The sequence below is a fragment of the Vibrio sp. 070316B genome (assembly GCF_013114115.1).
GTDB classification, from domain to species: Bacteria; Pseudomonadota; Gammaproteobacteria; order Enterobacterales; family Vibrionaceae; genus Vibrio; species Vibrio chagasii_B.
The window spans coordinates 1-12,228 of record NZ_VTYC01000055.1 but is presented as its reverse complement, the minus strand read 5'-3'; the positions used below and the strand labels follow the sequence as shown (position 1 = coordinate 12,228).

Below are 12,228 nucleotides of genomic sequence, written 5' to 3'. Positions count from 1 at the left end.
GCCATCTAAATATTGCTTAGCAATGATACATTTTAGCTCTCGGCTATATTTGGACATAAAAAGACCCCCAATAATTGGTGTCCAACTATTGGGGGTCAGTTCAGGTTGCGGGCTTTTTCTTTTATAAGAGCAGATGCGGGAAACAAAAAAAGATGCGGGATTCGAGTAAACGAGTAACGAAGAGTCAGAAGCAGGTTAGAGATACGGGTAAGCGAGTAACGAAAAACATGAACTGTGATAGTCGTACTTGGTATATCGCCGACTCAAACCTAGGTATGTTTTTCGTATTCCTAATCTCATTTACTCATTTCTACTCTTAGCTCTTCGCATCTCGAATCCCGTTTACTCGCATCTAAAAAACGCTTACTTACCCTGCTCATTACGCAGGTACATGATCGCAACCATGCCAAAGCCGATAAATTGCCATAAATACTGTCCGTCACTCGCGCCAGTGATGGTTTGAGTAAACGCCATACAAGCAGTCACAAACAGGGAAGAGAAAGCAGCATAAAGTAACCACGGACGCTCTTTACCGACCATGAACTCACCGGCAAACACCGAGCGAATAACCAGTAAAAATGGAACGCATTGCAACGCAATTAGAATCGGAAACATAAAGTCGAACGTTGGGCTAAGTAAAACATGACCGACTTGGCTCTTATCCCAAGTGCCAACAATATAACCTTTCCAACCAGCCCAGGTATCACCTGCATAAGCGGTATCAGGTGTAACAAAGCCAAGTAACACGCCCATCACTTTATCGATAAAGCCATTTTTGAACCAAAAGACGAATAAAAAGATCTGAATCGGTATGATCTGAAAAGCAAATTTCTTCAACATGTGTGTACCCCAAATAATGAATGATTTGAGGACCAGTATGTGGAAGTCGGCGTGTTTACACTTGATGCAAGGCAATCAAGGCTGACTACAAACAATAAACAAACATGTTAAGAAGCCCATTAGGACTGGGAAAACCAACCTAACTCCCATGCCACCAGCGCTCCCTCACACCTTCACATAAGTGGGAGTTTAGGCATTTAGAAAAAGTTTGTTTTTTATAAAGATTCAATAAGATCAAACAGTTGACCGTTATGCTCTTTTTTCACTTCGGTGTAGCGTTGATAGTTGTATTGCGAACCTTTTGGGTTGTCCGACAGCTTGTCAGCGACACTTAGTAGATAAAAACTGATTGGGCTCGGTGTGCTTTCGGCTGCATAAAAAAGGTAAGGGAAAGCTTGGTTGGCATGTTGGTTGATTAACAGTGCAAGACCCAGGGTTAGATTCGCGATATCACAACGCGGGTTCATCTCGAAGGCTTGCTTTGCCAGTTGTAGCGCATGTTCGCGATCTTCTTGCTCATGGCTTTGCAAATAAGCCAAAGATTCCGAATACGACAGCAAGGCATTGACCAGATAATTATCTCGCCCTTGTTGTTGAATCGTATCCAACTGAAGTGCTATTTCCTCAAATGGCTGACCACCTTTACCTTGGTAGAACAACGATATCCCCTCAGAGATAACACTCCAATCATCGTAGTTATCAATAGAGGTCACGCGATGACTCGCTACGCCGTATTCTGAGCTCATAGGAGCAATAATGGCTTTGATCTCTAGAATCACATCCCCAATGGCATCGAAGAAGTTATCTTGGCTAAAGGTCTTTTCCACCTTCTGACTTTGATTCGGTTGGCGATTGTTTTGTACAAGCACGCTCAACACATAGTCACCCCCCTCTTGCTTAAGCCAACCTTTGAGCTCGACACCATTATTAGCCAGTGATTGCTTCCCCTGTTTCGATAGCTGAGAAAAGTGGTAACCCGATAGTTTTTTAGCTGAGTTCAGCCCATAGAAAAGATAGTTATAGACGCTTTCTGACATCTCATAATCGTTCGAAGAATCTAGGGTTATGTCATGGATATAAACAGGAATCACATCACTTTGGTGAGCAGAAACAACAGCAGTGCCACTGGTTGGGACATCGGTTTGCCACGCCCAAGTTGCTATTAAGCCAACAGAGAATACTGCGGTTGTAATCAGGGCGATGGTTTTCTTTTTCGACTTAGCAACAAAAGGGGTAGATTCAGGTTGAGAGACGCCCTCAACGGGAGTTGGTTCGACGCTCGACTGAGTCACCTCAACATCGAACAGGTAACCTTGCTTAGGAATGGTCTGAATAATCCGATACGGACGTGATTTATCCTGAAGCTGACTGCGCAGCAAGCTGATGACCTGTCTGACCAAGTTGTCAGACACTTGAGTTCTTTGCCACACATCCGCGGCTATCTGCCGAGTGCTAACCACTTGCCCGCGATTTTCGATGAAATAACTCAGCAATTTAGCTTGCAAAGGCTCTAAATGAATCGCTTCGCTATCCACCACTAACTGATTTTTATCAGGGTAGAAAGCAATAGGAAAATCGTGTTGCAATACAAAGCAATGCGAGCGAGTCATAGTAGTTCTGTAGTTAGAAAAGACCCCACAAGATTATTGGTTTTATAAATAGTAAGCAAGCCAAGTATCACAAATAAAAAAGGCTGCACAGTGGCAGCCTTTCAATCAAACAAACGGATACGATTAAACCGAGAATGGGTACCTAATCGCTTCGTGGCACTCGTAACCTTCAACCCAGAAGTCATCCATTGTTACCCAAGTTTCTAAATCCTCTAGAGACTTAATCTCTGGGTTGATGTGGAATGTAGGGCCAGCTAGAGGCTCACGCTTTAGCTGAATATCACGCATTGGCGCCAGTTGATCTTCATAGATATGAGCGTTAACTAGCTTGTGGTAAGCCACACCCGCTTTTTTACCCGTGATTTGCGCCATGATAGCTAGGAACACGTACACTTGAACCATATTGAAGTTCAGGCCTAGTGGTACATCACAAGAGCGCTGAGTACTGTTTAGGTACAGAGTATCACCCAGTAGAGAGAAGTGATGGCTGTACATACACGGACGCAAACATCCCATGTGGAACTCACCTGGGTTGTAGAAGTTTAAGATCTCACCACGGTCATCGATACCGTTTGTCAGGTCATCAACAATCTTCTTCAGCTGGTCGATATGACCACCATCAGGCTTTGCCCATGCTCGGCCTTGAACACCATAAACACGGCCCATGTCATCTTCACCCTTGCGGTAAGGATTATTCAGCCATGCTTCATTCAGGTTCGAATTCGCATCCCAAGTTTTCGTTCCTAGCTTACGAAAATCTTCAGCGTTGTCGTAACCGCGAATGTAGCCAAGCAGTTCAGCAACTGCCGCTTTCCAAAAGCTCTTACGTGTAGTGACAAGTGGGAACTGGTTGTTACCAACATCATATTCAAGGTCAGCATTGATCACAGTTAGGCAGCGCTTGCCCGTGCGTTCATTTTCAATCCAAGTACCGTTATCAACGATACGCTGACAGAGATCTAAATACTGTTTCACACCAATTCCTTACTTCGTTTGTTGTGGTAATTCGTCTTTGTAGTGACCGCGCTTGTATGCCCATACCATCATCAGCGCACCGATGATAACCATTGGCAGTGATAGGATTTGTCCCATAGAGATAAACCCGCCGAACAAGCCTAAATGAGCATCTGGTTCACGTACGTATTCTACTAAGAAGCGGAATGTACCATATCCTGCAAGGAATAACCCTGATACAGAACCAAGAGGACGAGGCTTTTTAATAAACCAGTTCAAGATGAAGAACAGCACGATCCCTTCAAGTGCCATTTCATAAAGCTGAGATGGGTGACGAGGAAGTGGACCGCCATTCGGGAATACAATTGCCCATGGCACATCCGTAACACGGCCCCATAGTTCACTGTTCATGAAGTTACCTAGACGGCCCATACCTAAACCAAATGGAACCAATGGTGCAATCATGTCTGCAACGCCGAAGAAGGTGCGACCATTCTTTTTCGCATACCAGAACATTGCGGTGATAACACCCAGCAAGCCGCCGTGGAAAGACATACCGCCAGTCCATACTTTAAATAGATACAGTGGATCCGCTAAGAAAAGGTCAAAATTGTAGAACAACACGTAGCCAATACGACCACCAAGTACCACACCTAGAAAGCCAGCGAACAATAAGTCTGATACTTGCTCTCGAGTCCAACCGCTACCCGGCTGATCAGCTCGGCGATTTGCTAGCCAAAGAGCAAACATAAAACCGACAAGGTACATTAGGCCGTACCAACGAACTGAGATTGGTCCTAGTTCAATAAGAACAGGATCGATATTTGGGAATTCAATAAAACCCTGAGACATACTTGGCTCTCTATCTAAATTGAATAACGGTTAGCTCAATCGCTAACGAAAGACACTACAGCAGCATGGTCGCTGCTATAAACATTAAAAATACCGCAAAGAACTTCTTAAGTACTGGTGTTGGTAATTGCGTAGCCAGCTTCGCCCCCACTCGTGTGGTTAGTACTGATGTGCACGATATCGCAACCAAGGCAGGCAGGTAGACATAGCCGAGGCTAAACGGAGGCAGCCCCTCGACAGACGAGCCATGCCAAATAAAGCCTAACATTCCAGAGATAGCGATAACGAAACCACACACCGAAGACGAGCCCACTGCCTTGCGCATTTCCACACCATGATGGTTAAGGAAAGGTACAGACAACGACCCACCACCAATACCCGCCAAGCTTGAAACCAAACCAATGCCACCACCACATAACATGGTTGTCGCAGAGCCCGGCATCGCTTTTTGGCTCTTAGAGCGAATCGACAACAGCATCTGCAGTGCTAGCACTAACACAATCACACCAAAAACTTTAGGTAAGTATTGAGAAGGAATAACGTCAGCTACAAAAGAACCGAGAAAACCGCCAACCACAACCCCTGGCATTAACCATTTAACGACAAATATCTCAACGTTACCCAACTTTAAGTGGTTAATCGCAGACGATCCTGACGTAACAATAATGGTAGATAGCGAGGTCGCTAATGCCATTTGCATTGCAAACTCTTGAGGGATACCCGCTTTCGGGAGCAAGAACAGTAATGCCGGAACCACCAGCAACCCACCGCCAATACCCAGCAAGCCAGCTAAAACACCAACAACAGCACCAAGGCCTGCTAGCAAGCCTATGAGTTCATATGACACGTTAATTCCTATTTTTTACCTGCTCGAATGAAGCCTGTAAATTCACGCTCTTCGAAATAGTTCAGCATCATACTATAGATGTCACTGCCATACGGCTTTGAAAGTGCCTTATTTGCCAAATCCTGTAATTCGCTCAAGTTAGATTGGCGAATCAAATATTTGGTTCTAGCAACATTCGAGGTGTTCATACTTAACGTCTGATACCCCAACCCAAGCAGTAACAATGCGCCCATTGGATCACCGGCTAGCTCGCCACAAATACACACAGGTAATTGATATTGCTTACAAGTATCATGAATTTGTTTCAATGCCATGATCACTGCCGGGTGCATAGATTCATAGACATCAGAGACGCGGGAATTGTTCCTATCAACGGCCAATAAATATTGGGTTAAGTCATTAGTACCGACAGAAACAAAATCGACCTTGTCGGCAATCAGTGGTAACAAGTAGAGCATCGAAGGCACTTCAATCATGATACCGATACGGGGCATCCGTACTCGATTATCAAGTTCATGCACTTCATCATAGGCTTGCTCAATCAACTGCAGGGCGTCATCCAACTCCTGAGCGCCCGAAATCATCGGTAGCAGAATGCTCAAGTTATGGCTTTCACAACTCGCACGTAGCATGGCACGCAGTTGAATAATGAAGATATCTGGATGATCCAGCGTAAAACGGATACCACGCCAGCCAAGGAAGGGGTTGTCCTCTTCGATTGGGAAGTAAGGTAATGCCTTATCACCACCAATATCGAGCGTACGCATCACCACCTGCTTATTTGGGTAGCTCGAAAGCACAGAGCGATACTGCTTGAACTGTTCATCCTCTGATGGGAAACGTTGTTGCAACAAGAACGAGATTTCCGTTCGGTACAAACCAACGCCATCTACACCTTGGTTGATGGCAATATTGGTATCAGCACTCAAACCTGCATTAAGTAGGATTTCGACCTGTTGGTCATCTTGGGTTTTCGCAGGTAGATACAGCTCGCGATTGACCATTGAGGAGAGCTCACTCTCTTCAAGAATCAGCCCGCGATACTCTTTGAGCAGGTTCTTGGTCGGCTCGATAAAGATCTCGCCACTATAACCATCGACGATGGCTTGCTTACCATTCGCTTGCTCGAGGTTAATGCTAACCCCCATCACCGAAGGAATACCAAGCGCGCGAGATAAAATAGCAGCGTGCGAGTTCGCCGCCCCTTCCAAAGAGATCACTGCCAACAGCTTCTCTTTTGGAATCGACGCTAATACTGAAGCGGTTAACTCACGAACCACCAGAATAATCGGCTTATCTAAGGTACGTAGCTCATACTCAGAGTTGTGAAGGAAGTACAACAGCCTTTGACCGAGCTCTCGGATATCCTGTGCTCTTTCACGCAGATACACATCCGACATACGAGCAAAGCGATTGGAATAGCTCTCAACCACCTGCCTTAGTGCCCAGTCCGCTTTATCGCCTTTCTGAATCTGGCTTTTTAGATCCTTACGCAACATAGGATCGTTGAGTAAGTGCGTAAACAGGTCAAAGATCGCCAATGCGTCTTTATTGATTTCACTGTCTAAGCGCTTTCGCATGCGCTTGAAGTCATTGAGGGCATTCTCAACCGCCACTGCCAATAACTCTTGCTCGCGCTCGATATTGAGCGTCGAAGCAGGATACACATCCGTTAATTCAGGTTGGGTGTTGTCCCACCACAGATCACCAATCGCTACCCCAGATGAAGCAGCAATACCTTTGATGCCTGGCAGCTTTTGTTGTTCCAACAGCCAATGACCTTGGGTTTGAGCGTGCGCGACAATAACCGCAAGTTGAGCTGAGAGCGTAACGAGGAATGACTCTTCCATCTCGCTGAATAAACGAGGTGTTTTTTGTTGAATAACCAATACGCCAAGCACTTGCTTGCGATGGATAATAGGAGTACCAAGAAAAGAGTGGTAAATGTTTTCTCCAAGTTCTGGAAAAAACTTATAAGCAGGGTGAGCAGACGCTTGTGCAAGGTTAATAGGTTCAGCACTTCGTTTCACGAGGCCAACTAAGCCTTCGTCGAAACCAATGTGAATACTATTACCTTCAAAGATCAGGCCTTGAGTTGCCATCAACTCAAGGCGCTGCATATCATTATTGGCTAAATACACGGTGCAACATTCCGTCTGCATCGCACTGCATGTCTCTTTAACTAGAATATCAAGTGCCGTCGATACATCTTCAACTCTTGATACGTGTTCAACTATTTCCCTTAGTTGACTGAGCATGCTTAACCTCTACGCAATTTGCGTTTTCCTTTTGTTTTTCGCTCTTTAAACGGCATTGCTAAAGATGCGAACTCTTTCATCGCTCGACGGTAAACATCTCGCTTAAAAGAAACTACTTGTCGAACTGGGTACCAGTAACTCACCCAACGCCAACCATCAAACTCAGGTGTACTCCCACGCTGCATATTGATACGCGATTCATCGCAATCTAAGCGTAAAAGGAACCACTTCTGTTTTTGTCCAATACAGACAGGTTTAGAATCCCACCGAACCAGTCGTTTGGGTAGCTTGTAGCGTAACCAATGACGACTTGTCGCGACGATCTTTACATCCTTTTTAGTAAGGCCAACCTCTTCATACAACTCACGGTACATTGCCTGTTCCGGAGTTTCACCTTCATCTATTCCCCCTTGAGGGAATTGCCATGAATGTTGCCCGTATCGTTTAGCCCAGAAGACCTGACCATGGTTGTTACAGATTACAATACCAACATTTAATCGGTAACCATCGCCATCTATCACTGGCCAACCTCTATCTAAATTTTTAATTACACTGATTTTTCCACATATCCCCAATTGGAGCAAACTTAGTGACGTGATAAGCGCTATATTTATGAATATTATCTGCAAATATGGATAAGTTTTGCTCAAATTCGAGTTACCCACACAATAGTGAGACCTAGACCACATTTATTCACCTTTTCTGTGAATAACTATGTGAAGAATTAGCCGCAATCGTTTTATTTAATCCATAGATTCATCAACACTAAAACCAGCCCACTAGAAAAACAAAAACTTAAACATTAAAAATCAACACCTTAAAATAAAAATAAAAAATCAAAGCACAGTCAAAACACAAAAGATCTTTTAAAAACACAAGCTGCTCAAAGATCAACCACCCCGGTGTTTATCCACACTACCAAGTGAAAGATTCATTTTACACCCCATTTAGCAAGCATTTTATCCACCAAAAACCCCTGTTTATTTATCCACTAAATTAATATTTCAATTAATTACCTTTATGTCCTGTGGATAACCCTAAGTTTGATCCCTTCTTCGACTAGGAGATCATTTCTTAACCAGTCGTCATTTGGTGATAACTTCTGATAAAATCATTTTTTTGATCATGCCTTTTATTATGAAACCAGAACCACAAACACAACAAGAGTTGTTAGACAGAGCTTACGCGATTGCCGGGATGACCTTCAGAGAGCTCGCTGATGAAGCAGAGATGGACATGCCAAACGATCTTAAGCGAGACAAAGGCTGGGTTGGGCAACTGTTAGAATGGCACTTAGGAGCACCTGCTGGCAGTAAACCAGAACAGGATTTCGCGAAGCTAGGCATCGAGCTAAAGAGTATTCCGATTGGCTATTCTGGTAAGCCACTTGAAACCACCTTTGTTTGTGTGGCGCCATTAATGGGAGTGCAAGGACTGACATGGGAAACCAGCCATGTTCGCAATAAACTGTCTAAAGTGTTGTGGATCCCTGTAGAAGGGGAAAGAGAAATCCCGCTGGCAGAACGTCACGTTGGATCACCACTACTATGGACACCAAGTGAAGCTGAGAACGAACTCCTAAAGAGAGACTGGGAAGAGTTGATGGAGTTGATCGTTTTAGGGAACGTTGAACAGATCACGGCAAGGCATGGAGAAGCCCTACACTTACGTCCAAAGGCCGCAAACAGTCGCGTGTTAACTGAAGCTTATGGAGCCAGTGGCAAGCCCATCAAGACCAAGCCTCGTGGGTTTTATTTGCGAACTCAATTTACTCACAACTTGCTGACGACGCATTACGCATAGCCCAATAAACATTAGTACGAAACAATATCAGTGAGTTACGTTCTTTGATCAATGAGGTTTCAACGCTAATTCGATATCACAGTAGCTTTGACTTGGCTCACTGCCAAATTCGTCATAAGCATTGTGCAAGCGAAGATAGGCCTTTTCAAACCCTAGCCGGAGTAACTCCTCTTTCACTTGATCCAAAGATCCAAAGTGAAGTGGCTCACCATCTTGTTTTACCGGCTCAAGCTTATGTTTGTACTCCACAGCCAGCAGATATTCCGAGATATCGGAACAGCCAATAACGTACACTTTGGGGATTTGATACGAGTCTTTGTGCTCTCCATGTAGCCACATGTCTAACTGATGCTTTTGCATAACCGGCCTCCCTTGCTCTCTATAGCTTAGTAGAACTCTATTTCTTTACTAGGGCACGTTGATTTTTATCGATTAAAAAAACAAAAAAGAGAAGCCAATGCTTCTCTTTTTTGTCCAGTTCTAGTTCAAAAGCGCTCACTTTTGACACCTAACTATCACCGTCAATGATTTAAGGGGTTGAAAGGTGCGATCAACCCCGAAAGATTACGTCGGTATTCGCGCGCTAAGAACACGACGAAGATGACGAACGCGACGTTCAATGGTGACAACTTCAGGCTCAGAGAAACCAATTGGACGACCATCGGCTTCAAGGCCAATATCTCTTAGCAAATGAGTGTTGTGCCAAGGTAGGTCTAGTGAACTACGACGTACTTTTCGCTGCCATTCCCGCTCTTCACGACGAAGATCGGCACGGATAAGGACTGTTGCTAATTTTAAATATACTGAGTGACGCATAATAACTCTCCAGTTGTTGAGTCAACTGAGGAAAAATAGCGTGTTAGATAGTATGAGGGCTTCTCACTTAGCTGCTATTTTTCCGCAGCCAAATAAGGATACGGATCTATTAGTTAGGTTTATCTTGGGTGTTTCGATCGGCCATGGCTGAGATTTGTGACATAACAGTCACCATGTCAGTACACGGATCAAACGACGCGCAAATGTGCTGTATAAAATCGAAATGTTTCATTTGCGCCTCCAAGCTAACTAAAAAATCCAAAAAGAAATGGGGAAGTAAAAGCAGACAACTCTTTGTTAAATCGTTGCTTTCACGGTTAAAGTCTAACCAAGTGAGTATATTATTCAACCGCTAATTGGTTAACATTTTTAAAACAATGCAATCGCCTGAAATATAAGTTGCATATTCATTTACATATAACATATTCACTATGATTATATAAAATCACAGCATATCTCTCTTAACGACTTAGAGTTCATCTCTCAGTTGTTCGAACATAAACGTAACGACTAGCAACAAAAAAGCCACGCATGATGCGTGGCTCTTAAATTTACACGAACAGATTGAATGACTTAGAAGAAAGTTCTACACAACTCCCTCAGAAATAAGGCTGTGTTTATTCAACAAACGGTACATGGTTGCCCGTGATACACCAAGTTCTTTAGCTGCCAGCGAAACCTGACCACCGTATGATTCCAAAACAATTAACAACGCATCGCGCTCTGAACGTTCACGAATACTCTTCAAGCTACGTCGTTCATCATTCTGTTTTGGTAAATCGAGTTGGTGATCTTCGATGATCACTGCATCCGACATCAACACAACACGCTTTATCTGATTCATCAATTCGCGAACATTGCCTGGCCAGTGGTAGCGATTCATCGAACGAATGGCATCGTCTGAAAAACTCTTAGCCTGAGCATTAAACTCTTTCGAATACTCTCGTAGGAAGTGATCAGCGAGTACGGAGATATCGCTTACACGCTCTTTCAGACTCGGAACATGAATGCGCAGCACATTGATATAGTGATAAAGCTCTTCATTGAAGTCCCCTTCTATCAGTGCTTTCTCGATATCAGAGGAGTTCGCAGCCAGAACTCTCACATCAACAGACTTAGGTCCTTCTGCGGTCTCAATCTTGCCTTCTTGTAGAAAACGCAGCAGATTCAACTGTTGATTACGTGGCATCGCCAAAACATCATTGAGCAAGATGGTGCCACCATCGGCCTCTTCCAGCATACAAGGAGAAGACGTTGGTTGTGCTGATATTCCAAATACCTCAGCTTCTATTCTCATTTCAGACAAGGCACGGCAGTTCACCGTTAGAAATGGCTTTTGAGATCGTGAGGAGTTTTGATGAATAGAGCGTGCAATCGTCTCTTTACCTGAGCCGCTCTCTCCATAAATCAGGATGCTGACATCGGTTGGACCAATACGCTTTACTTGATCTCTCAAGCGCTTCACAGCCACTGAGTCACCCAGTAAGCCCATATTGTTATTGATACCGTAATTTGGCCATACTTTCTGTTCTAACTTGAGCATTCCCAACTGATGTCCAATCGTACTCAATAGCTGAGCATCAGGGATAGGTGCCGTGAAAAAGTCGATACAGAAGTTAACGATAAATTGGCAGATCGTATCAGAGCTTAATTGCGATTCACGGATAAAAGCGAGCCATCGTACTTGCTTATTGTTACTCACAAGGTTAGCAATACCATTAAGACTGAATTCATCATGGCTGAGATCGACAATACCAATACATGGGCCAATATCAGCAATCAAGGCATCCGCTTTTCGCAAGTCAGCACACTGGGTACACTGCCAACCCACTTGTTCTAATACAGATAACCAGGGTTCGTACGCACCACCAACGACGATAAGAGAACCTGGTAAGGAATCCATCTTAAATTGAGTTCCCATCCTTCTTCCTTATTCTATTTTTATTTAAATCAGACTAATACGACTCATCGCTTTTCGTTCGACTAGATGCCACGAGATCGTATTCAGCGCAGAGACGTATAGTAGTGAGACTATCTTAGATTTTATGTCTCAATAGTAAGACTATGTCAGAAATAGTGATTTTTCGAATCAAGAGTGCGGTACAGACTAGGTTTTGAGCTCTAAAAACAGAAAAAGCCACCCGAATGAACTGACCCCCAATAGTTGGACACCAATTATTGGGGGTCTTTTTATGTCCAAATATAGCCGAGAGCTAAAATGTATCATTGCTAAGCAATACTTAGATGG

General features: G+C 44.0%; 11 protein-coding genes. 1 reads left to right on the top strand and 10 read right to left on the bottom strand.

All coding sequences use genetic code 11. From position 1 onward, the window contains the following. Positions 1-363: 363 nt before the first annotated feature. From F0251_RS23865 to rppH, 7 genes are all read right to left on the bottom strand, one after another. Entirely contained in the window at positions 364-840 is a 477-nt protein-coding gene (locus tag F0251_RS23865; protein WP_061033342.1) for a hypothetical protein, read from the bottom strand. A gap of 215 nt (positions 841-1,055) precedes the next feature. Then, on the bottom strand, positions 1,056-2,450 hold the full coding sequence (locus F0251_RS23860) for a winged helix-turn-helix domain-containing protein (protein WP_171731955.1): 1,395 nt from the start codon (positions 2,448-2,450) through the stop codon (positions 1,056-1,058). 123 nt (positions 2,451-2,573) lie between these two features. Further along, positions 2,574-3,425: a thymidylate synthase gene (locus tag F0251_RS23855; RefSeq protein ID WP_061033344.1), complete on the bottom strand. Its 852-nt coding sequence runs from the start codon at positions 3,423-3,425 to the stop codon at positions 2,574-2,576. A 9-nt stretch (positions 3,426-3,434) separates the two neighbouring features. Continuing rightward, entirely contained in the window at positions 3,435-4,256 is an 822-nt protein-coding gene (gene lgt / locus F0251_RS23850) for a prolipoprotein diacylglyceryl transferase (protein ID WP_008221585.1), read from the bottom strand. Positions 4,257-4,311: 55 nt separating this feature from the next. Next, positions 4,312-5,103: a sulfite exporter TauE/SafE family protein gene (locus tag F0251_RS23845; RefSeq protein ID WP_171731954.1), complete on the bottom strand. Its 792-nt coding sequence runs from the start codon at positions 5,101-5,103 to the stop codon at positions 4,312-4,314. An 8-nt stretch (positions 5,104-5,111) separates the two neighbouring features. Further along, positions 5,112-7,361 (bottom strand): phosphoenolpyruvate--protein phosphotransferase, encoded by a 2,250-nt coding sequence (gene ptsP, locus F0251_RS23840; protein WP_116870032.1) that lies wholly within the window; start codon positions 7,359-7,361, stop codon positions 5,112-5,114. Between the two features lie 2 nt (positions 7,362-7,363). Continuing rightward, positions 7,364-7,882 (bottom strand): RNA pyrophosphohydrolase, encoded by a 519-nt coding sequence (rppH, locus tag F0251_RS23835; protein WP_004739545.1) that lies wholly within the window; start codon positions 7,880-7,882, stop codon positions 7,364-7,366. A gap of 616 nt (positions 7,883-8,498) precedes the next feature. Between rppH and mutH the strand changes: the two genes are divergently transcribed. Then, positions 8,499-9,164: a DNA mismatch repair endonuclease MutH gene (mutH, locus tag F0251_RS23830; protein ID WP_061033404.1), complete on the top strand. Its 666-nt coding sequence runs from the start codon at positions 8,499-8,501 to the stop codon at positions 9,162-9,164. A gap of 48 nt (positions 9,165-9,212) precedes the next feature. On the opposite strand, the gene F0251_RS23825 is transcribed toward mutH, so the two are convergent. The 3 genes from F0251_RS23825 to vpsR form a co-directional block, all read right to left on the bottom strand. After that, entirely contained in the window at positions 9,213-9,524 is a 312-nt protein-coding gene (locus F0251_RS23825) for a DUF6482 family protein (RefSeq protein ID WP_061033347.1), read from the bottom strand. 204 nt (positions 9,525-9,728) lie between these two features. Then, positions 9,729-9,980, bottom strand: coding sequence for a hypothetical protein (locus tag F0251_RS23820; protein ID WP_008224444.1), 252 nt, complete (start codon positions 9,978-9,980; stop codon positions 9,729-9,731). A 586-nt stretch (positions 9,981-10,566) separates the two neighbouring features. After that, the gene (vpsR, locus tag F0251_RS23815) at positions 10,567-11,901 is read right to left on the bottom strand and encodes a cyclic-di-GMP-binding transcriptional regulator VpsR (protein WP_061033348.1); all 1,335 of its coding nucleotides are present in this window, start codon (positions 11,899-11,901) and stop codon (positions 10,567-10,569) included. Positions 11,902-12,228: the final 327 nt, after the last annotated feature.